The 21,284-nt window shown below is 47.2% G+C and carries 20 protein-coding genes, 1 riboswitch and 1 other annotated feature; of the genes, 12 read left to right on the forward strand and 8 right to left on the reverse strand.

The genetic code is table 11. The features are described from left to right. Positions 1–556: 556 nt before the first annotated feature. From BQ9856_RS17340 to proC, 3 genes are all read right to left on the reverse strand, one after another. The gene (locus BQ9856_RS17340) at positions 557–1,162 is read right to left on the reverse strand and encodes a stage II sporulation protein M (RefSeq protein WP_139348721.1); all 606 of its coding nucleotides are present in this window, start codon (positions 1,160–1,162) and stop codon (positions 557–559) included. An 86-nt stretch (positions 1,163–1,248) separates the two neighbouring features. Then, entirely contained in the window at positions 1,249–1,797 is a 549-nt protein-coding gene (locus tag BQ9856_RS17345) for an NUDIX hydrolase (RefSeq protein ID WP_077612156.1), read from the reverse strand. Between the two features lie 22 nt (positions 1,798–1,819). Further along, a complete protein-coding gene (gene proC, locus BQ9856_RS17350) occupies positions 1,820–2,614 on the reverse strand; it encodes a pyrroline-5-carboxylate reductase (RefSeq protein WP_077612157.1) in 795 nt (264 codons plus the stop codon). A gap of 150 nt (positions 2,615–2,764) precedes the next feature. Further along, positions 2,765–3,030: a binding site (T-box leader), on the forward strand. A gap of 89 nt (positions 3,031–3,119) precedes the next feature. On the opposite strand from proC, the gene BQ9856_RS17355 reads away from it, so the two are divergent. From BQ9856_RS17355 to thiD, 12 genes are all read left to right on the forward strand, one after another. Continuing rightward, positions 3,120–4,601, forward strand: coding sequence for an anthranilate synthase component I family protein (locus BQ9856_RS17355; protein ID WP_077612158.1), 1,482 nt, complete (start codon positions 3,120–3,122; stop codon positions 4,599–4,601). After that, the gene (locus BQ9856_RS17360; protein ID WP_077612159.1) at positions 4,601–5,182 is read left to right on the forward strand and encodes an anthranilate synthase component II; all 582 of its coding nucleotides are present in this window, start codon (positions 4,601–4,603) and stop codon (positions 5,180–5,182) included. The genes BQ9856_RS17355 and BQ9856_RS17360 overlap by 1 nt, the downstream gene beginning before the upstream one ends. Position 5,183: 1 nt before the next feature. Beyond that, complete coding sequence (gene trpD / locus BQ9856_RS17365; protein ID WP_077612160.1) at positions 5,184–6,203, forward strand: anthranilate phosphoribosyltransferase; 1,020 nt, start codon at positions 5,184–5,186, stop codon at positions 6,201–6,203. After that, positions 6,200–7,000 (forward strand): indole-3-glycerol phosphate synthase TrpC, encoded by an 801-nt coding sequence (gene trpC / locus BQ9856_RS17370; RefSeq protein ID WP_077612161.1) that lies wholly within the window; start codon positions 6,200–6,202, stop codon positions 6,998–7,000. Before trpD ends, trpC begins: the two co-directional genes overlap by 4 nt. Further along, the gene (locus BQ9856_RS17375; RefSeq protein WP_077612162.1) at positions 6,997–7,680 is read left to right on the forward strand and encodes a phosphoribosylanthranilate isomerase; all 684 of its coding nucleotides are present in this window, start codon (positions 6,997–6,999) and stop codon (positions 7,678–7,680) included. The genes trpC and BQ9856_RS17375 overlap by 4 nt, the downstream gene beginning before the upstream one ends. Next, positions 7,626–8,810, forward strand: a complete 1,185-nt coding sequence (gene trpB / locus BQ9856_RS17380) for a tryptophan synthase subunit beta (protein ID WP_077612163.1) — start codon at positions 7,626–7,628, stop codon at positions 8,808–8,810. The genes BQ9856_RS17375 and trpB overlap by 55 nt, the downstream gene beginning before the upstream one ends. Beyond that, a complete protein-coding gene (gene trpA / locus BQ9856_RS17385) occupies positions 8,803–9,576 on the forward strand; it encodes a tryptophan synthase subunit alpha (RefSeq protein WP_077612164.1) in 774 nt (257 codons plus the stop codon). Before trpB ends, trpA begins: the two co-directional genes overlap by 8 nt. Positions 9,577–9,620: 44 nt before the next feature. Further along, positions 9,621–9,728: riboswitch (TPP riboswitch) on the forward strand. 91 nt (positions 9,729–9,819) lie between these two features. Next, positions 9,820–11,127, forward strand: coding sequence for a phosphomethylpyrimidine synthase ThiC (thiC, locus tag BQ9856_RS17390; protein ID WP_077612165.1), 1,308 nt, complete (start codon positions 9,820–9,822; stop codon positions 11,125–11,127). Positions 11,128–11,163: 36 nt separating this feature from the next. Then, positions 11,164–11,718: an energy coupling factor transporter S component ThiW gene (thiW, locus tag BQ9856_RS17395; protein ID WP_077612166.1), complete on the forward strand. Its 555-nt coding sequence runs from the start codon at positions 11,164–11,166 to the stop codon at positions 11,716–11,718. Continuing rightward, on the forward strand, positions 11,711–12,628 hold the full coding sequence (gene thiM, locus BQ9856_RS17400) for a hydroxyethylthiazole kinase (RefSeq protein WP_235839242.1): 918 nt from the start codon (positions 11,711–11,713) through the stop codon (positions 12,626–12,628). Before thiW ends, thiM begins: the two co-directional genes overlap by 8 nt. Continuing rightward, positions 12,615–13,256 carry a thiamine phosphate synthase gene (gene thiE / locus BQ9856_RS17405; RefSeq protein ID WP_077612167.1) on the forward strand — a complete coding sequence of 214 codons (642 nt, stop codon included), beginning with the start codon at positions 12,615–12,617 and terminating at the stop codon, positions 13,254–13,256. The genes thiM and thiE overlap by 14 nt, the downstream gene beginning before the upstream one ends. Further along, positions 13,253–14,059, forward strand: a complete 807-nt coding sequence (thiD, locus tag BQ9856_RS17410; RefSeq protein ID WP_077612168.1) for a bifunctional hydroxymethylpyrimidine kinase/phosphomethylpyrimidine kinase — start codon at positions 13,253–13,255, stop codon at positions 14,057–14,059. The genes thiE and thiD overlap by 4 nt, the downstream gene beginning before the upstream one ends. Before the next feature lie 490 nt (positions 14,060–14,549). Here thiD and BQ9856_RS17420 read toward each other — a convergent pair whose 3' ends face one another. From BQ9856_RS17420 to BQ9856_RS17440, 5 genes are all read right to left on the reverse strand, one after another. Next, positions 14,550–15,170: a hypothetical protein gene (locus tag BQ9856_RS17420; protein ID WP_139348722.1), complete on the reverse strand. Its 621-nt coding sequence runs from the start codon at positions 15,168–15,170 to the stop codon at positions 14,550–14,552. A gap of 481 nt (positions 15,171–15,651) precedes the next feature. Further along, positions 15,652–15,918 (reverse strand): hypothetical protein, encoded by a 267-nt coding sequence (locus tag BQ9856_RS17425; protein WP_077612171.1) that lies wholly within the window; start codon positions 15,916–15,918, stop codon positions 15,652–15,654. Next, complete coding sequence (locus tag BQ9856_RS17430) at positions 15,902–17,062, reverse strand: M56 family metallopeptidase (protein ID WP_077612172.1); 1,161 nt, start codon at positions 17,060–17,062, stop codon at positions 15,902–15,904. The genes BQ9856_RS17425 and BQ9856_RS17430 overlap by 17 nt, the downstream gene beginning before the upstream one ends. 5 nt (positions 17,063–17,067) lie before the next feature. Further along, complete coding sequence (locus tag BQ9856_RS17435; protein WP_077612173.1) at positions 17,068–17,481, reverse strand: BlaI/MecI/CopY family transcriptional regulator; 414 nt, start codon at positions 17,479–17,481, stop codon at positions 17,068–17,070. Positions 17,482–17,903: 422 nt separating this feature from the next. Next, on the reverse strand, positions 17,904–20,966 hold the full coding sequence (locus BQ9856_RS17440; protein WP_077612174.1) for a glycoside hydrolase family 2 TIM barrel-domain containing protein: 3,063 nt from the start codon (positions 20,964–20,966) through the stop codon (positions 17,904–17,906). Between the last annotated feature and the right edge of the window lie 318 nt (positions 20,967–21,284).

The following is a 21,284-nucleotide window of genomic DNA, read 5'->3' on the forward strand; positions in this document are numbered from 1 at the left end:
AACCCCTTTTCTTTTGTCCCTCTCATTTGAGCTGGCCTAAACACTATTTTAAAACGATTTAAAGATAAAATCAACAATACTTTTTCTTTCGGCAGAATCACCTAAATTGAAAAAGTAAATTCCACTCTCTTAACCCATACTGGAATTTAGTCTTACACAAGTAGAATTTAATCTTTCATATGAAAGAATAGCTACCCATTTCTGTCTTGAACACCCTGTACCGAAAGGCAGATTACCTGTCAAGGGCTTGCCATTAGGGGCTTTGCCCCCTTGACGGTGATATCTGGTCTTGCGGTATCATATCCCACAAACAGAAAGAATAAGCTCCATTAATGTGGAATTTACTTCTGCATAGGCTAAGAATGCCTATAGAAAACGCTTGACACAATATAAGGTTTTTTCAGAACAAATCACTCCATATGTGCCAAATAGTGAATTGAGTTTTCCTAACAAATTGGATAAATTCAAGGAATTTTAAGGGTGTGGTAGAATTTAGTCTTGCACTGGAATTTACTTTTTCAATTCAGCTTCGGCAGAATCATAATCAGGGATGCTCTTAACTGTTAAACATTTTTAGTAAAACCGGGTTGATCCATGCTTCGCAGGCGCTCCCGGCAGCCGTCAAAAAAAGGAGCAGCAAAAAGGCGGGAATCCGGAACCGTCTCTCCTTTTGCATTCCCCAAAGAAGAAGAATGCACCAAAGCGGCAGGTAGCAGAGGGCCTGAGGCATAACGGTCACAAGGAAGACGGGAAGCCCCATCAGCCCCTTTTGAACCGTAATGACGGAAAGAACGAACCCCATGGAAAAACCGAACCCTGCCGTCAGAAAATAGAACAGCCAAACTGAATAAGCGGTCATGCCTATCAGCCAGGCGATCCACACTTCCACCATCCTCTGTCTTAAGACCTGTCCGAAAAGCTGAACCCGCTCCCCTTGACCCAAATTCACATTCCGGTCCAGAAGGCCCAGATAATATCCTGCTTCATCTGCGAATGACGGATACCAGAAGTTTGCCATAACCGTTCCTGCTAAAAGTCCGGCAAAAAAACAAAGAAAACAGCGGTCCTCCAGCCGGAGGCCAAAGGCTGCCGGAACGTACATTCCCCTTGGCTTAAGCCTTCTTCTCCACCGAAATCTCAACGTACTAAGAAATCCGGCCATAAAAAAATCCCCCTACAGGTCTTGTCATACTTTATGCCTTGAGGGGGACATTTATTCTGCATAAACAGCCGTTTTATAAGGTTTTCTTACTTCACACCGTATTTCCGTGCATAAGCCAGGATCGCAGCAATGGTCTTCCCGTCGGTGATCTCTCCCCGGTAGATCTTCTGCTCCAGATCGCTTACCGTCCATTCCTCCACCTCGATGTATTCATCTTCATCCAGATTCTGTCTGGAAGGATTAAGCTCTCTTGCAACAAATATGTCGATGGCCTCATCGCAGAATGCCACAGTGGTATTGACGCTGATCAAATACTCCATCTTTTCCTTGTCCGTCTTATAGCCGGTCTCTTCTTCCAGCTCCCTGTGGGCGCAGTCTAATTTGGGCTCCCCGGGACAGTCCAGTGCTCCGGCCGGGATCTCCAGGGTATAACGGTCCAGTGCATTGCGGTACTGGCGCACCATGAGAAGCTTCCCTTCCTTTGTCACCGGAACCACTGCCGCCGCCCCGTTATGATGGATGAAATCCCAGTGGGCCAGATGACCATTGGCCTCAATCGTATCCTCATATATCTTCAAAATGTTTCCCTGGTATTTTAATTCCCTGTCCAGGCGCTTTACAGGCATCTGCTCCATGATATTTCCTCCCTATATGGCATCATAGTTTCTCACATTTTTTAAAGCAGGCATCTGCTGCCTTTATCACCGCATTGCGGAACCCGAACTCCTCCAGGGCTGAGACTGCCGCAATGGTGGTTCCCCCGGGAGAGCATACCTTATCCTTCAGTACTCCCGGATGCTCCCCGGTCTCTAAGACCATCTTTGCGCTGCCGAGAACGGTCTGGGCTGCCATCTCATAGGCTGCATCCCTGGGCAGGCCATATTTCACCGCACTGTCGGCCAGAGCCTCAATGAACATATAAACATAGGCCGGAGAGCTTCCGCTGACACAAACCACTGCATTCATGAGACGTTCTTCCACGATCCGCATCTTTCCCAGGGATCGGAAAATGTCCGCCACAGCATGTTTCTCCTCCTCCGTAAGGGCTTCCTCATCATAGCAGACTCCTGTCATGCCTTCCCCTAGCAAAGCCGGAGTGTTGGGCATGGCACGCACCACACGTTTCTCATCTCCCAGCTTTTCCTTTAACTGTGCCGTCGTGATCCCGGGCGCAATGGAAATGATGACATTCTTTTCCGTTACTACATTCCGGATATTCAGCAGTACGGGATTAAAATACTGGGGTTTTACGGCCAGGACAATATACTTTGCACTGCCTGCGCATCCGGCATTGCTTCCCGCATGAGCTACCCCCGTTTCCTCTGTTATCTGCGCACACCGGCTTTCATTCACATCGGTAAATATGATGTCTTCTTTTTCATAAACATTCAGCAGTCCTTTTAAAATTGCAAAGCCCATATTTCCGATTCCGATGATCCCTATTTTCGCCATATTACAGCCCTCCTGCTTCGATTTAAATCTGCACTCAATTAGCACCATTCTATCACCATTTTTCCAAATGTCAATCAGAAGAAATCTGCTGATAAAAAATTTACTATTGACATTTCCTCCGTCATCTCATATACTGTAGCAAAACATATCAATAAACTGTTGAGCAGGAGTAAGTAAGATCTTTTCATCATGCACAGAGAGCTTCCGGCCGGTGCGAGGAAGCGTTGATGTCTGGTCTGAATGGACCTGCGAGGGCGGCTTGAAACCGGATTTACGGCCGGAAGTAGATGCTGACGGGTTTCCTATCCGTTACCAAGGGGAGGCACATGCTGGTGTGCTTAAAAGTGGGAGAAGTCTATCTTCTCCAATCAGGGTGGTACCACGGAAACGCAATCCAATAGCTTTCCGTCCCTCTTATCCATAGCAATATGGAGGAGGGACGGGAGGCTTTTTTTATTTTCATTCAGAAAACAGGAAATCAATTACGAAAGGAGCGTTATAAATCATGAACATCATACCGGACTGCAGGGAAATCGAAGCTCTTGCTGCTTCCTATCCCATCATCCCGGTCTGCAGGGAAATCTATGCAGACATTGTCACACCCATTACCCTGCTGCGCAAGATCGCAGCCTTAAGCAGCCGCTATTATCTGCTTGAAAGCATTGAGGGGGGCGAGAACTGGGGCCGCTATTCCTTCCTGGGCTACGACCCGGTGATGCAGGTCACCTGCAGGGACAAAACGGTAACAGTACACCATTACGGAACACAGGCTCCCGCCCGGGCTGACCAGGTGATTCAGACAGAAAAGCCTTATGACGTGCTCCGGGACATTTTAAAGGATTACCGTTCCCCCAGGCTGGCCGGCCTTCCTCCGTTTACAGGCGGATTTGTAGGGTATTTTGCCTACAGCATGATCGGTTATGCAGAACCGGTCCTATCCATCAAAAAAGGAAACTGCAATGATTTTGATCTGATGCTTTTTGACACGGTCATTGCCTATGACCACTTAAAACAGAAAATAAGCATTGTGGTGAACATGAAAACCGACCGGGTCATGGAAAATTACGGGGACGCCTGCACCAGACTGGAAAGCATTGCCCGCATGATCGGTGAAAACACTCCCTTAAAGAAATCCGCTGTAACCGGCCGGCCGGATTTCCGCTGTAATGTTACGAAGGAAGAATTCTGCCGCATGGTGGAGCGGGCAAAGGAGTATATCGTGGACGGAGACATATTCCAGGCAGTTCTTTCCAGACAGTTCACAAGCAGCTACAGCGACAGCCTGTTAAATGCCTACCGGGTTTTAAGGACGACTAATCCCTCCCCCTACATGGTCTATCTCCACATGGATGGCATGGAAATCATGAGCACTTCGCCGGAAACCCTGGTCCGGTTAAAGAACGGGCGGCTCACTACCTTTCCGGTGGCCGGCTCCAGGCCCCGGGGAAGCAGTGAGGAGGAGGATCAAATGCTGGAAAAGGAGCTTCTTGCCGATGAAAAGGAGCTGGCAGAACACAACATGCTGGTGGACTTGGGAAGAAATGATCTTGGAAAGATCGCAAGGTTTTCCACCGTAGAAGTGACCGGCTACAAAATGATCCACCGTTACTCCCGCATCATGCACATCTGTTCCCAGGTGGAGGCTGACATCACGCCGGAACGGGACGCTTTTCATGCCATAGAAGCAGTCCTTCCGGCAGGCACCCTTTCCGGGGCACCCAAAATCCGGGCCTGTGAGATCATCGAGGAGCTGGAAACAGAGCCCAGAGGCATTTACGGAGGAGCTCTTGGCTACATTGATTTCACCGGAAACATGGATACCTGCATCGCCATACGCATGGCGGTAAAGAGCCAGGGAAAGGTATATGTTCAGGCCGGAGGCGGTATCGTGGCGGACAGCGTGCCGGAACGGGAATACGAGGAATCGGCCAATAAGGCAAGGGCCGTGATCCATGCCATTGAAACGGCCGGGGAGGTGAATGACTGATGATTCTCTTAATTGACAACTATGACAGCTTTTCCTATAACCTGGTGCAGCTGTTCGGAGCCCTGGATCCGGATATCCGGGTCATACGGAACGATGAAATGACGGTCAGGGAAATACGGGACTTATCTCCCAGCCACATCATCCTCTCTCCCGGCCCCGGCTATCCAAAGGACGCCGGCGTGTGCGAGGAGGTGGTCCGGGAGCTTTCCGGAACAGTTCCCATTCTGGGCGTATGCCTGGGACATCAGGGAATCTGTGAGGCATTTGGCGGAACGGTCACCCATGCCAGAAAGCTGATGCACGGAAAACAGAGCCTCATAAACATCGATGCTTCCGATCCCATATTCAAAGGGCTGTCCCGGCAGATCCCGGCAGCCAGATACCACTCTCTCATCGCCGGGCAGGAGTCCCTTCCCGATTGTCTTACCGTCATAGGAACGGACGACATGGGAGAGATCATGGCTGTCAGACATAAGGATTATCCCGTCTATGGCCTCCAGTTCCATCCGGAATCCATCCTGACGCCGGACGGGAAACTCATACTGGAAAATTTTTTATCCATTCAAAAAGGAGGTAAGTGAAATGATTCAGCAGGCAATTCACGAAGTAACCAGAGGGCAGGATTTAAGCTTTGAGGCAGCCAGGGAAGTCATGAACGAGATCATGAGCGGGGAAACCACGCCGGCCCAGATGGCCGCGTTTTTAACCGGGCTCCGGATGAAGGGCGAAACCATAGATGAGATCACTGCCTGTGCCACGGTCATGCGGGAAAAAGCGCTTAAGCTGGAACCGGATTTCCCGGTGATCGATATCGTCGGAACCGGCGGCGACGAGGCCGGTACCTTTAATATTTCCACCACTAGCGCATTTGTGGTGGCCGCAGGAGGCGTTCCGGTGGCAAAGCATGGTAACCGCAGCGTATCCAGCAAAAGCGGGGCTGCCGATGTCCTGGAGCACCTGGGCGTCAATTTAAACCTGACCGCCGGACAGTCCGGAAAGATTTTAAAGGACACCGGAATGTGCTTCCTCTTTGCCCAGGCCTACCATTCTTCCATGAAATATGCCGGACCGGTCCGAAAGGAGCTCGGCATACGGACCATCTTTAATATCCTCGGCCCTCTTTCCAATCCTGCGGGAGCCACCATGCAGCTTCTGGGTGTCTATGACCGAAAGCTGGTGGAACCCCTTGCACAGGTATTAAGCAACCTTGGGGTCAAACGGGGACTGGTGGTCTGCGGAGATGACGGACTGGATGAAGCAACGGTCACGGGTCCCACCCAGGTATGCGAGATCCGCTTCGGAGAGCTGACTCCTTATGAGATCACGCCGGAACAGTTCTTTCTGAAACGGTGCAGCCTTCCGGAGCTGGTGGGCGGCGCTCCTTCGGAAAACGCACAGATCACCAGGGATATCCTGACCGGAAAGCTTTCCGGACCAAAGCGGGATATCGTCATCTTAAACTCTGCCTTAAGCCTGTACTTAGGAATTGATGACTGCACCATCGCCGATTGCATCAAAACAGCGTCGGACTTAATCGATTCGGGAAAAGCCGCCCACAAACTGGAAGAATTCGTAAGGGCAACCAATGAGGTGTCCCTATGATCCTGGATACCCTGGCTGCTGCCTCCAGAAAGCGGGCAAAAGCAGCAAAAGAAAGAATCCCTTTTAAGGAAATGGAAAAGCTGGCATTTTCCGCTTACGAGGAAACCAGACAAAACGGCAGAAGCTTTTCCTTTGAGCATGCCCTCTCCTCCCCGGGCATCTCCTTCATCTGCGAAGTGAAACGGGCCTCTCCCTCAAAAGGGCTCATCGCCCCTGATTTCCCCTATGTGGAGATTGCAGAGGAATACGAGGCCGCAGGGGCGGATGCCATTTCCGTTCTCACGGAACCGGAATATTTTCTTGGAAGCAACGATTACCTGACAGAAATCAGCCGGACGGCAGGCGTCCCGCTTCTAAGAAAGGATTTCACCGTGGATCCCTACCAGATTTATGAGGCAAAGGCCATCGGCGCCTCGGCGGTACTGCTCATCTGCGCGCTCCTGGATACCGAAGCTTTAAGGGAAGGAATCCGGCTCTGCGACAGCCTTGGCTTAAGCGCTCTGGTGGAAGCCCATGATGAGACGGAAATCCATTCCGCTCTTTTGGCCGGAGCCAGAATGATCGGCGTGAACAACCGGAATTTAAAGACCTTTGAAGTGGACTTTAACAATTCCATACGTTTAAGGGGCATGGTTCCTGACCATGTGCTCTTTGTGGCGGAAAGCGGCATCAAAACGGAAACCGACATCCGGCGCCTGGCTTCTGCAGGCGTTAACGCTGTCTTAATCGGGGAAAGCCTGATGCGTTCCCCGGATAAAAAGAAAATCTTAAATGGATTGAGGGGGGCGGCACGATGACCTTCCAGGGAAAGCGGATCAAAATCTGCGGACTGACCCGCAGGGAAGATATTGCGGCAGTCAATACATGGAAACCGGATTACGCAGGCTTCGTATTCGCCCCCGGCAAACGCCGGATCACAGGATCTTTAGCAGGCAGGTTAAGGGAAATGCTTCTGCCGGAAATCCCGGCTGTAGGAGTCTTTGTAAACAGTCCCATCGAGGATATCATATCCCTGGCGGAAAAGAAAACCATTGACTTGATCCAGCTTCACGGGGAGGAAGGCCGGGATTATATTCTGGAACTGAAAAACCGCCTGGGCCCGTGCTTTCCCGTCATAAAAGCCATACGGATACGGTCGGCAGCAGACATCAAACAGGCGGAAGAACTTCCCGCAGACTTCCTGCTTTTTGATACCTATACCAGAGGACTTTACGGGGGAAGCGGAAAAACCTTTGACTGGTCCATGATACCGTCCATGGGAAAACCCTGGTTCTTAGCCGGCGGCCTTGATGCCTCAAATATAATAGAAGCAATGAAAACGGATGCCTTCTGCCTGGATTTAAGCAGTTCCGTAGAAACGGACGGCAGGAAGGACCCGGAAAAAATAAAAGAGATCATACAAACAGTAAGGAGTGGAAATCAATGTCAAAAGGAAGATTTGGACAGCACGGCGGACAATTTATCCCCGAAACGCTGATGAACGCAGTGATCGAACTGGAAGAAGCTTATGAAAAATACCGCCATGACGAAGCGTTTCTGGCGGAGCTTAAAGAACTGCACCGGTCATACACCGGAAGGCCCTCTCTGCTCTATTATGCAGAGCAGATGACAAAGGACTTAGGCGGAGCGAAAATCTATTTAAAACGGGAGGATTTAAACCACACCGGCTCCCATAAGATCAACAACGCCCTTGGGCAGGTCCTTCTGGCGAAGAAAATGGGCAAGACCCGGGTCATTGCCGAAACAGGAGCCGGACAGCACGGAGTTGCCACCGCCACGGCTGCAGCCCTTATGGGAATGGAATGTGAGATCTTTATGGGCAGGGAAGATACGGAGCGCCAGGCCTTAAACGTGTTCCGCATGGAGCTTTTGGGCGCAAAGGTCCACCCTGTCACCAGCGGGACCCAGACCTTAAAGGATGCGGTCAATGAAACGCTCCGGGAATGGACCAACCGGGTAGAGGATACCCACTATTGCCTGGGCTCTGTCATGGGACCTCACCCTTTCCCCACCATTGTCCGGGACTTCCAGAGCATCATTGGAAAAGAAGTACGCTCCCAGCTCATGGAGGAGGAAGGAAAGCTCCCTGACATGCTCATTGCCTGTGTGGGCGGCGGCAGCAATGCCATGGGACTGTTTTACGATTTTCTGGACGACACTTCCGTTAAGCTGGTCGGCTGTGAAGCAGCCGGGCACGGCATCCACACGGATAAGAACGCGGCCACCATTTCCACAGGAACCATTGGGATCTTCCATGGCATGAAATCCTATTTCTGCCAGGATGAATATGGACAGATCGCTCCGGTCTATTCCATATCCGCAGGCCTTGATTACCCCGGTATCGGGCCGGAGCACGCGGCACTCTATGACTCCAAAAGAGCAGACTATGTCCCGGTAACGGATCAGGAAGCCGTAGAAGCATTTGAATACTTATCCCGTATGGAGGGGATCATTCCGGCCATTGAAAGCGCCCATGCGGTGGCTTATGCCAGAAAGGCCGCGCCTTCCATGGGAAAGGATGAGATCATCGTCATCAATTTATCCGGGCGGGGCGACAAGGATGTTGCAGCCATTGCCCGTTATAAGGGGGTTGAAATCTATGAGTAGAATAAGTGATGTTTTTTCAGGGAGAAAAGCCTTTATCCCGTTTATCACCGCCGGAGATCCGGACCTTACTGTTACAGAACAGCTGGTTCCTGCCATGGCAAAGGCAGGTGCGGACTTGATCGAGCTTGGGATCCCGTTTTCCGACCCGGTAGCGGAAGGAACCGTCATTCAGGAAGCCGATATGCGCGCCCTCTCTTCCGGTACCACCGCCGATAAGATCTTTGAATCGGTAAAGCGGATACGCAAAGAAACCGATGTGCCCCTGGCCTTTATGACTTACTTAAATCCCATTTTTGTATACGGCAGCGAGCGCTTTCTGAAAAATGCGGCAGAATGCGGCATCGATGCCCTGATCGTGCCGGATATGCCCTTTGAGGAAAAGAATGAGCTCCTGCCCTTCTGCAGAAAGTACGGAATCGACTTAATCTCTCTCATCGCTCCCACCTCCAGGGAACGCATCCGGACCATTGCCTCGGAAGCGGAAGGCTTTGTCTACTGCGTTTCTTCCATGGGCGTGACCGGGGTGAGAAAGGAAATAACCACCAATATCGGGGAAATGGTATCCTTTGTAAAAGAAACAAGGAACATCCCCTGCGCCATTGGCTTTGGCATCTCCACTCCGGAGCAGGCCAAAGAAATGAGCCGGGAGGCCGACGGCGTCATCGTCGGAAGCGCCATCGTAAAAATAGCCGCCAAATACGGAAAAGATTGTGTGGGGCCCATCTGTGACTATGTGAGGGAAATGAAAGCCGCCATAACAGGGTAGTCTGGAAATTCTTCTTGACAAGCCTCCGGCCGGGTGCTACACTAATGACCACAAGAGGGAGCTCGTAAGCGGGCTGAGAGGAAGTAATCAAACTTCGACCTTTATAACCTGATTTGGGTAATGCCAACGTAGGGATTCATACGAGACGAAGATTTTTTCTGAGCCCATACCTGTTGGTATGGGCTCTTTTTCTTTGCGAAAGCGCTCGTAAGTCCCTCCGGACAATCAAAAGGAGGATCATAAATGAATTACACCACACAGATGGATGCCGCAAGGAAAGGCATTCTGACAAAAGAAATGATGGCGGTAGCCGAAAAAGAGCAATGGGAACCGGAAAGAATCCGGGAGCTGATAGCGGAAGGCAAAATCGCCATACCTGCAAACAAACACCACACCTGCCTCATGCCAAACGGGATCGGTTCCATGTTAAAGACCAAGATCAACGTCAATCTGGGCACCTCCAGGGACTCAAATGATTTAAACCTGGAGCTTAAGAAAGTAAATGACGCCGTTTCCATGGGGGCCGAATCCATCATGGATCTAAGCTCCTGCGGGGACACCGGAAAATTCAGAAGGATGCTTACAGGGGAATGCCCTGCCATCATCGGGACGGTTCCCATTTACGATGCCGTTGTTTATTATCACAAGCCCCTTCGGGAAATTACTTCTGAAGAATGGATAAGGATCGTGGAAATGCACGCAAAAGACGGCGTGGATTTCATGACCATCCACGTTGGCATCAACAAGCAGACCGCCCGGAGATTCAAGGAAGCCAAACGTTTAACCAACATCGTCTCCCGGGGAGGCTCAATCATCTTCGCATGGATGGAAATGACCGGAGAGGAGAATCCGTTCTATGAGCATTATGACCGTATTCTGGAAATCTGTGAGGAGCATGACGTGACCTTGAGCCTTGGGGATGCCTGCCGTCCCGGCTGCATTGAAGATGCCACGGACATTTCCCAGATCGAGGAACTGGTTACCCTCGGAGAACTGACCCGCCGGGCCTGGGAAAGGAACGTCCAGGTCATCATAGAAGGTCCCGGCCACATGCCTTTGGACCAGATAGCCGCAAACATGAAAATCCAGCAGACCATCTGCAAGGGCGCGCCTTTCTATGTCCTGGGGCCTCTTGTCACTGACATTGCCCCCGGATACGACCACATCACTTCAGCCATCGGCGGAGCGATCGCTGCAGCCGCAGGAGCCTCCTTCCTGTGCTACGTGACCCCGGCGGAGCACTTGAAGCTGCCGGATGCCGATGACGTAAGGGAAGGTATCATATCCGCCCGCATCGCAGCCCACGCAGCTGACATTGCCAAGGGCATAAGAGGGGCCAGGGAGTGGGACCACAAGATGAGCGAAGCCAGAAAACGGCTGGATTGGGAAGCCATGTTCGACCTTGCAATTGACCCGGAAAAGGCCAGACGTTACCGTGCCATGTCAAAACCGGAAAAAGAGGACACCTGCTCCATGTGCGGAAATTTCTGCGCCATGAAGAACATGAACCGGATTTTAGAAGGTGAAACTGTTAGTATTTTTGATGAATGATATTCATTTAGAATAATATAAACAGGAGGAATTTTCATGAATAACCAAATACAATCAACAGTACAGGGCGTTTCTGGCACAACTTCAAAGGTACGCGTGAAAAAACTGGTGATCAGTGGGATGCTGGTGGCCCTTACGGTAGCCCTCTCCGGCTTTTCCATCCCCATCGGAGCTTCCAGGTGCTTTCCCATCCAGCATCTGGTAAACGTTCTTGCAGGCGTATTCTTAGGTCCAGTCTGGGGTGTTTCCATGGCCTTTAGTACCTCTCTGATCCGGAACCTCATGGGAACCGGAAGCCTTTTGGCTTTCCCGGGAAGCATGGTGGGGGCGTTCCTTGGCGCTTATCTTTTCCGGAAAACCGGAAAGTTCTTTCTTGCTTATGCCGGAGAAATCATCGGTACCGGACTGATCGGCGGAACGCTCTGCTATCCGGTGGCTGTCCTTCTCATGGGCAAAGAGGTGGCTGTCTTCTTCTTTGTGGTTCCATTTCTCATGAGCACCGCCTGCGGAACCATACTGGCTGCCATCCTGATCGAAGTCCTCCGGCGTCTCGGCCTGATTTCCTATCTGGGCCGGCTGATCCATGAATAAGACGGGACCGGTCATGAACCGGGAATTTAACTTCTCCCTTTCCGGACTGGTCAGGGAAAAACGGCCTCTCATCCACTGCATCACCAATTACGTAACGGCCGGAGACGTTGCCAATGTCATTCTGGCATGCGGCGGTTCCCCCATCATGGCCGATTACCCGGAAGAGGCAGAGGAGATAACCGCATTGTCAAACTGCCTTCTGCTGAACATGGGGACCCCAAAGGAAACAGGAAAAGCAGCCATGCTGAGGGCCGGGAAAGAAGCCAACCGTTTAAACCATCCTGTCATCTTTGACCCGGTGGGAGTCGGTGCATCCCATTACCGGACCGGGACAGCCCTCTCTATCCTAAAAAAGGTAAAGGCAACCGTCATCCGGGGAAATGTCTCAGAGCTCCGGATTCTTTTAAACGCTTTAACCGGGCACGGGGCCGGGAAGGACAGGGCTGTCTCTCCGATCCGGGGTGTCGACGCTTCCCCTTCGGACCAGATTACAGAAGATACCCTTACCTCCCTTATGGAGACCGCCAAAGCCTTAAGCGCCATGACCGGAGCCGTAACCGTTATGACCGGAACCACTGATATCGTTTCCACCTGGAAAGAAACCTGGCTCATTAAAAACGGCTGTCCTGAAATGTCCCATATTACAGGCAGCGGCTGTATGCTGGACGGCATCATCGCCGCCTATGTGGCCGCCGCCTCCGGCTCTGCCGGGTCCATAGCTCCTCAGCATGTCCTGTTAGAGGCTGCCGCCCTGGCCACGGCCGTTTCCGGCTTATGTGGGGAACGGGCAGCGAAGAAAACCGAGGAAATCCATGGAGGAACAGGCAGCTTCCGCTGCTATTTTCTCGATGAAGTCAGTCTTTCCGATGAATCAATCTTAAAAGGAGGCGTAACCATTGAAATTCCATAAAGACATGCTTCTCCTCTATGCGGTAACGGACCAGGCGTGCGCAGGAGAAAAAAACTTAATAAAGCAGATCGGCGAAGCCCTCTCCTCCGGAGTGACCCTCTTACAGCTCCGTGAAAAGCACCTGGATAAAAAAGCCTTCCTGGAGGAAGCGATCATGGTCCGTGAACTTACAAACCATTACAACATCCCCCTCATCATTAACGATGATGTGGAGATCGCCCTGCAGTGCGGTGCGGATGGCGTACACGTAGGACAGGATGACTTACCTCCCGCAAAGGTCCGCCGTCTCATCGGACCGGACCGCATTCTGGGTGTCACTGCGAAAACCATAGAACAGGCAAAAAAAGCCTGGGAAGACGGCGCTGACTACATTGGCTCCGGCGCTGTCTTTCAAAGCACGACAAAGAAAGAAGCTCTTCCCATAACCATGGAACAGCTATGTGATATCTGCCGCTCCGTCCCCATTCCGGTGACGGCCATCGGGGGGATCACTTATGAAAATGTCTCATCTCTGAGAGGGACAGGCATAGCCGGGATCGCAGTCGTCTCAGGCATCTTCGGGCAAAAAGATATTCCTGCAGCTGTCCGCACCTTAAAGGAGCGGGTTCAGAAGGTGGTGACGTTATGAGCCTTTTTCTTCCTTCCGTCTTAACCATCGCAGGTTCTGATTCCAGCGGCGGCGCCGGAATTCAGGCTGATTTAAAAACCATCACCGCCCTTGGACTCTACGGCTCCAGCGCCATCACCGCCCTGACCGCCCAGAACACCGCAGGTGTGTATCTGACGGAAGCTGTCAGCCGGGAAATGCTGGCCGCCCAGCTTGATGCCGTATTTACCGATATCCCTCCCCAGGCCGTTAAAATCGGCATGGCAGGAACACCTTCCTCCATTGAAATCATCGCAGAAAAACTGTTAAAATACATACAAGTCCCTGTGGTAGTGGACCCTGTCATGGTTTCCACCAGCGGCCGAAGGCTTTTGAAAGAGGATGCAGTTAAGTATCTTACTGATAAGCTGTTCCCCTTATCCTGCCTGATCACTCCCAACATTCCGGAGGCAGAAGCACTCCTATCCGCAGACAAGCAGGAAATCCATACTGCAGAAGACATGGAAGAAGCCGCTTTGGAGCTTTCCCAAAGGTTTCATACCTCTGTTCTTGTAAAAGGCGGCCATAGCCGGCAGGGTGCAAACGATGTTTTATGTCATAACGGCTCCCTTACCTGGTTTCCGGGCATACGTATAGACACTCCAAACACCCACGGGACCGGATGCACTCTGTCTTCCGCTATCGCCTGCGGGCTGGCAAAGGGAATTAGTATGGAGGAGAGTATACTAACAGCTAAGAATTATCTCATTGGAGCACTGAATGCCGGGTTAAACATTGGAAAAGGAAATGGACCTTTGTGGCATGGGTGGAGTATGAACGAATAAGGGATATCATATAACCTCTAACTCATCAATAGTCTCAAATGTAAACACATGGTCAGCAGATTCGTAAAAGTTATTATACCAAAAGATGAGTTTGAAATAAACAAAAAACTTATATACTTATTCATTCTTCAATTATAAAACCAGCCAGCATCCTTAAGATAGAATGCTGGCTTAAAAACTTGAAAAGTTCGGTAGTTATAAAATTTTTGTCTTAAGTCATCAACAATTTTTGTAAACAGTCGGAACGATAGCCTAAGATTTTAAAAACAGATTTTATTTCTTATTCTTAAATAATAAAATACAAGCTATTATAATAGAAATAATTACGCAAATAATTTCTATCGGGTTAATGTACCTGTAAATGCTGGTGTAATAGCCTAAACCATTTAATTTGTCTAAATACATTGAAACCTTTGCTAATGAAAGTATAATTGCTATACTCAGAAAGCTGAACCCCAATAGCAATGCCCCGCTAGTATTTTTCATATGTTTACTCCCCTGCTACTTGCCGATATTGTCCATTGATAAACTCGTAATATTCAACGCGTACTGGACGTCCATTTGAGTTAGATCTAACCTGTCTGCCATTTGCCCAATATTCAAGTTTGATTTTGGGCTGAATTGCTTTTTTAGCATATACATAAGATGTAATTGTATCAAATCTATCCACGGGCCTATATTGACCACCTGAAAACACATATCCAGTTGTGCGTTTCAAGTCTGTTTGTTTGATTTTGGAGACATCGTAATTTTTCTGATAATAAGCTTTCACGTATTCACCCTTTTTTAAAGAACCACTATTCTTGGTTATACCGAACTCTACAGACTTTCCAAAAGAGTATCCTAATTGTGCTTGGATGGCTCCTTTTAATTCACCGCCTATTGTACCGGTAAATGTATGAGAATACGAGGTTGAGAAGGCTACTGAATCATACTCCCCATTTCGTGCAGCGGGTGAACCAGTGTAAATATGAATCCAGCTTCCGGATGTTTCTTCATACGTACGGTCTACCTTGAAACTCCAATTATGGGTAATAGTTGTTCCCACTGCATTTGGGTTAACTCCTGTTTGTTCTGCAGCGATAGAGGTTAAACTACCTCCAATAATCATACAAACTGAAATAATAATACCAAAAATTTTTTAAAACTTCATTGTTTCTTCCCCCTTCACTAATAATACCGATCTTTTTCAGGTAATTAATAAAATTTTCGCACGAAATCAAAAAACTCAGCAGAATTTCTAAAGCGCCATTTCCGTTTGCAGAGTTTTTATTTTAAATAACATGTCATTATTTATTATATTGTATTCGTGCTCATTTAGCAATTAGTAAAATTTCTCAAAATTCACTAAGATTTACAGTATATTTTCACAAGGCAGAAAAATATTATTGCTCCATTAACTAGTATTCTATTTCAAAATTTTTTAATGTTGTTAAATGAAGAACAAGCCTCTTAAAGAGAAACTCACCCATGCTCAACAGGTTAAAGCCCAAAAAAAGCCAGCATTGTGCCTATAGCATATACTGGCTTAAGATCTCAATTGTTGGTAGAAAATTTCCCGTCATTATTTCAATCTCCAATAAATTAGATTTTTAGCATAGTTCCCATTCGCCAATCCATTTTTTTCTGGAATAATTATATTGGCGTCTATACAATTTCCCTTCTTTCGATTTATAACGCCAGCCAATAATATTAGCATTTGGATAAGCTACATCTAGAACACTATTTTGGAGAGAACTTATAGCAATTGGAAGCGTTTTCTCTTGATTGGACTGGGCTGAAGCATCAATGGTTAACATGAATGTATTGATTGTGAAAACAGCTAATAATAACATAATCCTCTTACTTTTTACTTTCATTGAATAAAGCCTCCTCTAAGTTATTATAAATCGACAAATTAGAATAAGAATCTCTAATTTCTGTTGCAGTAGCGAAATATGTATCGTTAACATATATATCATATCCCTCGTCAGGATTTACTACTAGAAATGCAGTTTCAGCTGTCAGTTCCAACGTATTTTGCTGATCTTCAAGAGCAATTGAGTATGGTTCGATAACCACAAATAAACTAAAGATTAAAATAAAAATCATAAATATAAATAACAGTGAATTTTTAATTCCGGACTTTTTATGACTCCTACCATCTAAAATTATATGAAAACGTTGTGAAAGGACAGAAACAGTTCTGCTATCAAAAGCCAGAGAGAAACCGCTTATTTGAGAAGGAGCAGTTTCTTTGGCAATTTTTAAAAGGCATTCTAAATAATTGATTTTTTCTGCCTCATTAAATGTTTTTGTAACAATCATATCTACCCTTATCTCCAGAATTTTATCTATTTCTTGTTTCAGTATATAAACCAATGGATTCCACCAATATATAATACTAATTAATTCAACAAGTAATTTAATCCACAGGTCATGCTTATAATAATGGGTAACTTCGTGCCTTAATATGTAGCATAATTCTTCACCTGACAACTCCACTTCTGGCAATATAATTCTCGGAGTAAATAAACCAAAGAACATCGGAACAGACACTATACCCGTCCTAATTATTTTAAATTTAGTTAATTTCCCATTTAGCTCCTCTATGCTTTTTAGAATTTTTAAGATTTTCTTACCATTCAGATGGGGCTCTTGGTTAATTAAACATCTGAATTTCATATAACCTACTGCCGCCCTTATAGCCAAAACTACGCTTCCTATCCCCCAAATAAACAAAAAAACGTAGTATACATAAATACTAGGAGTAATAAATTCCAGAATAGGGGTATAAAGAACCAAAAATAATCCAGGAAATAAATACCTTTCTCCAACTGTTTTCTGGAATACAAACTCCATTGGTACTAATAATCGCAAGAGAACTAACAAAATTCCTAGCAACAAAGTATTTATACTTATTTGTATAATTCTCTTATGACTTTTTAAATAAAACCATAATACTATAACAGACAGATTGAATAATACTACTACAGTGATTAATGAAGCTGATGATAAAAACATCCAAATTATTCCTCTTGGTTAATGATTTTCTTTCTTTCCTTAAGCAGGATCTCAAGTTTTTCTATCGTTTCTTTTTCGTTCTTTTCGTGCTTTAAAAGAGTACTAACTAAACTAGGTATTGGAATGCTGTCTTCATTTTTTTTAAATTGATTAACAAATTGTTCAACAAGCAAATCCCCTTTCGATACAGCCGGCTTATAACTACGTGTTAAAACAGTACCGCTATAAACAATATCTGCAACCTCAATATATTTTTTGGTTAAAAGCTTTCTAAGAACCGACTGAACCGTATTGTTGCTTAATGATACACCCGTTTTAGCAATCTCTGACGCTACCAGCGGCTTCTTACTATCCCATAATATTCGCATAACATCCATTTCTCTTTCAGTCAGCAATAATGCATTTTTAACTCTAGGCATTTATAATCTCTCCTTAATACCTTTGACATAATTGATATTTTTATGATACAATTTTTTATAGAATGTGTCAATAATTCCTGTTATTATGAGAACTTAGGATACTTGCTATACCCTCTGTGAACCAGAATCCAGAGGTATGGCAGATATTTTAATATAAAAAAGTGTCTACAACTATCAACTTCCCAAACCCCAATAAGGTATTGGGATTTTTTTTGCCTTTTAAATATATAAGAGTGTGGCTGCTTTAGTAGTTTCCCATAAAAAAACTGCACGATCAGAACAATATCGAAAGGTCATGAGTTAAGGAGCGTTCCTTGCTTATCATTCTTCCTATATAGTCAGATAGTGCAGTCCAAACCAAAAACTGTTTTTCAACAACCCATTATCACAATATGATACTTTTCTCTAAATCAGTGCAAAAATCAGCTTTTCCCAGGAACCAGCCTCACCTCAAAAGTAAATTCCTCTTCGTCAAACATATACTCCTTCCGAAGTTCCGGCCCGCAGCTTTCTGAGCCCAGCCCGTTCTGACGGTAATCCAGACAAAGGACCGTTAAACCGGATGGCACCAGTTCATAGTTATGAGCCTTTTTTGTCAGTTCCTCCTGTGTATAGAGCGATGCCTGAAACGAAAAGGTTTTCTCTGCTGCCGCAGTCAGAGATGTTCTTACTCCTTTTACGGTTACAAAATCACAGTCGCTTCGGCTTCCGTTCTCCTGGGGCCTTAAATAATCCTCATGCATTTCCCTCACGCCGGCGGAAAACAGGCCGTGATAGCATGCTCTGTATTTATCCTTATAGTTTTCTATCGGGCCCAGTCCATAATAGGTAACTTCATCCATTTCCTTTGGAAGGAAAAGCCTGAGACCAAACCGCGGAAGCTCAGGGAATTCCGGGTCTTTTTTCACCTCCAGCTTCCCATCAACGGTTCCGGTCTGCCCTACGGTCCACAAAGCCCTGATATTTAAAATTCTCTGAACCGCAACCGCAGTCACTGACAGAACGGTCTCTATTTCTACCCTGCCATCCTTTATCTCAAAAGAGGTTTCATACGCTCTGGAAGCTGCCCTGTCATAATGAGCGGACAACCAGTTTATCTTTATTTTCCTGTCGTTATCTACAGGCGCCCTCCAGATGTTATATTCCATTGGCCGCTCAAGGATGGTACCGTTATGGAAGGACATTTCCTGAAAGCACCCGGTTAGCTTATTGTAAGTATAGGTAAAGTTTTCCCCTCTTATAAACAGGAAACGGTTATCCTCATTGACATCAAGGGAAGAGTCTGCGCCCTCTCCGGATTCCTGCGGTTTAAGAACAAAAGCCGCAGTCTGATTTCTCATATCCTCATTTTTAAGAAGAATCTCATCAAAACCCAGGAAGCTTCCGGTCTTTAATAAAGCAGTATCCTTCTTTAATAAATAGCATACCCTCAGATAGCATTTTCCTGCTGCCGGTACTTCAAAATCCAAAGTTACCCTTCCTTTGCCATGAGGCCGGATATCAGGCATGGAAGCCTCCTCAAGGATTTCCTTTTTGATGACTTCCCCGTCACAGGTCACTTCGTAAGCGGTTACTGCGTAATCCTTCAGGTTCATAAAATCCATATAATTGCGCAGCACCAGCTCCTTCTTTTTCTGGTCAAAGGAAACCATCCTCACCGGACGGTTTACATTTTTAAACTCCAAAAGCCCGGTATGAGGCCTCCGGTCGGGATATACCAGTCCATCCACGCAGAAATTGCTGTCATGGGGATATTCTCCATGGTCGCCGCCATAGAGGTACATGGGCTTTCCGTCTTGATTTCTTCCCTGGTAAATGGCATGGTCGCACCATTCCCAGACAAAGCCGCCGCAGACTCCCTCATACTGATCAAACAACTGGAAATAGTCTTCTAAGTCTCCCGGGCCATTCCCCATGGCATGGCTGTATTCACACAGGATAAATGGCTTTCCGGTTTTTCTTTCCACATATTCATGGATTTCTTCCAGGCTTGGATACATGCGGCTGTATAAATCCAGATTGGAAAAATCATAGGTCTTGTTCCGGGTGCGGTAGCGGGCTCCCTCGTAATGGGTCAGCCTGGAGGGATCAAAGGCTTTGGTCCAGGCAAGAGCGGCCTCAAAGGTACAGCCATAGGCGCATTCATTTCCCATGGACCAGATCACAACGGATGAACGGTTCTTATCCCGTTCTACAAGACGCTTCACCCGGTCGACCGTTGCCGGGGTAAATTCCGGATTATCTGCTATGGCCCGGTTCCAGCGGTCCCGGCAGATTTCGGTGTCGCGGCTTTCCATATAGATACTGTTGGTGCCATGGCTTTCATTGTCCGCCTCATCTATGACATAAAAGCCGTACTGGTCGCACAGCTGGTAGAACTGGGGCGCATTTGGGTAATGGCTGGTACGGATGGCATTGACATTATGCTCCTTCATGAGCCTTAAATCCTTTTTCATCTGTTCCACGCTGATGGTAAAACCAGTGACCGGATCGCTGTCGTGACGGTTCACGCCATGGAACTTAATCTTTTCCCCATTGAAATAAACCACGCCATCCCGTACGGAGATCTCCCGGATTCCCAGACGGTCTGTGATCACCTCATGCCGGCTTTCCAGAACGACGGTATAAAGGTAAGGCTGCTCAGCATTCCAAAGCACGGGATTTTCTATGGTTAAAAGGAATTTTCCATCCCGTGGGAATCCTTCCTGGCTGGCGGCCAGATTACCTTCGGCATCGTAGACCAGCACCTTTAATTCCACCTCTTTTCCCATAAAGGTGACTGCTGCCTGAATATGAGCCCGGTTTCCTTCCCGGACGGTTGTGAGGAAGTAATCAAATACACCTTCCTCCGGCCTTTTTAATACATACACATCACGAAAAATACCGGTCATGCGGAATTTATCCTGATCCTCCAAATAGCTTCCGTCACACCACTTCAAAACAAGGACGGCCAGGGTATTTAATCCATCCCGGATCAGACCTGTCACATCAAACTCGCTCGTAGAATGAGATACCTGGCTGTATCCCACATAGCTTCCGTTCAGCCACACATAGAAGCAGGAATCCACTCCTTCAAAGTTTAAGTAAGCCCTGGGAGCGTTTTCATCCCTTTCATAAATAAATTGACGGATATAAGCTCCGCATGGGTTCTCCGCGGGAACGTAAGGCGGGTCCATGGGGAAGGGATAACGGGTATTGGTGTACTGGTGCCTGTCATAGCCGTAATTCTGGAAACAGCCCGGAACCGGTATCTCCCCAAAGCTGCCGGTATCATAACCTTCTAAGAAAAACTCTTCTTTCACATCATAAATGCTGTCAAAATAGCGGAATTTCCAGTTCCCGTTTAAAAGCTGGAACCGGTCGGAATGTTCCCTGTGCTCTGCAAGGTCAAAGCATTCCTGAGATGCCGGAATATAATAAGCTCTGTTTGGCATGGTATTTTCATGAAGCAGATGCGGATTTTCATAATGTCTGGGTACGATCATGGTTTACTCCTCCTTTTTTTCCTACCCTTATTATAAGATGAAAGGGCAGAAAATCCATATCTCCGATTAGACAAAATATGCACAAAATGATATTGTTATTTTCATACCCCTCCATAAATTCGTACTTTTGGGCTTAGAACCAAGGATATCTTTTATTATTTCACCGTCCAGTAGTCTTTGTGCTATCTGAACGTATACCTCGCAGGCTGTAACTGAAATATTATGAGCATGTGTAAGCCTTGACACATTTTGAATTTCTTCTTTTGTACAATCACAAAATGCCAATGGGATAATAAACTGCCACGATCCATAAACCCT

The sequence above is a fragment of the Clostridium sp. Marseille-P2415 genome (assembly GCF_900155545.1).
Taxonomy (GTDB): Bacteria; Bacillota; Clostridia; order Lachnospirales; family Lachnospiraceae; genus Lacrimispora.

Excerpts from the sequence above, each read along its gene's own strand:
- BQ9856_RS17340 (WP_139348721.1), bottom strand. The coding sequence starts at position 1,162 with ATGGCCGGATTTCTTAGTACGTTGAGATTTCGGTGGAGAAGAAGGCTT.
- BQ9856_RS17345 (WP_077612156.1), bottom strand. The coding sequence starts at position 1,797 with ATGGAGCAGATGCCTGTAAAGCGCCTGGACAGGGAATTAAAATACCAG.
- proC (WP_077612157.1), bottom strand. The coding sequence starts at position 2,614 with ATGGCGAAAATAGGGATCATCGGAATCGGAAATATGGGCTTTGCAATT.
- BQ9856_RS17355 (WP_077612158.1), top strand. The coding sequence starts at position 3,120 with ATGAACATCATACCGGACTGCAGGGAAATCGAAGCTCTTGCTGCTTCC.
- BQ9856_RS17360 (WP_077612159.1), top strand. The coding sequence starts at position 4,601 with ATGATTCTCTTAATTGACAACTATGACAGCTTTTCCTATAACCTGGTG.
- trpD (WP_077612160.1), top strand. The coding sequence starts at position 5,184 with ATGATTCAGCAGGCAATTCACGAAGTAACCAGAGGGCAGGATTTAAGC.
- trpC (WP_077612161.1), top strand. The coding sequence starts at position 6,200 with ATGATCCTGGATACCCTGGCTGCTGCCTCCAGAAAGCGGGCAAAAGCA.
- BQ9856_RS17375 (WP_077612162.1), top strand. The coding sequence starts at position 6,997 with ATGACCTTCCAGGGAAAGCGGATCAAAATCTGCGGACTGACCCGCAGG.
- trpB (WP_077612163.1), top strand. The coding sequence starts at position 7,626 with ATGTCAAAAGGAAGATTTGGACAGCACGGCGGACAATTTATCCCCGAA.
- trpA (WP_077612164.1), top strand. The coding sequence starts at position 8,803 with ATGAGTAGAATAAGTGATGTTTTTTCAGGGAGAAAAGCCTTTATCCCG.
- thiC (WP_077612165.1), top strand. The coding sequence starts at position 9,820 with ATGAATTACACCACACAGATGGATGCCGCAAGGAAAGGCATTCTGACA.
- thiW (WP_077612166.1), top strand. The coding sequence starts at position 11,164 with ATGAATAACCAAATACAATCAACAGTACAGGGCGTTTCTGGCACAACT.
- thiM (WP_235839242.1), top strand. The coding sequence starts at position 11,711 with ATGAATAAGACGGGACCGGTCATGAACCGGGAATTTAACTTCTCCCTT.
- thiD (WP_077612168.1), top strand. The coding sequence starts at position 13,253 with ATGAGCCTTTTTCTTCCTTCCGTCTTAACCATCGCAGGTTCTGATTCC.
- BQ9856_RS17420 (WP_139348722.1), bottom strand. The coding sequence starts at position 15,170 with ATGATTATTGGAGGTAGTTTAACCTCTATCGCTGCAGAACAAACAGGA.
- BQ9856_RS17425 (WP_077612171.1), bottom strand. The coding sequence starts at position 15,918 with ATGAAAGTAAAAAGTAAGAGGATTATGTTATTATTAGCTGTTTTCACA.
- BQ9856_RS17430 (WP_077612172.1), bottom strand. The coding sequence starts at position 17,062 with ATGTTTTTATCATCAGCTTCATTAATCACTGTAGTAGTATTATTCAAT.
- BQ9856_RS17435 (WP_077612173.1), bottom strand. The coding sequence starts at position 17,481 with ATGCCTAGAGTTAAAAATGCATTATTGCTGACTGAAAGAGAAATGGAT.
- BQ9856_RS17440 (WP_077612174.1), bottom strand. The coding sequence starts at position 20,966 with ATGATCGTACCCAGACATTATGAAAATCCGCATCTGCTTCATGAAAAT.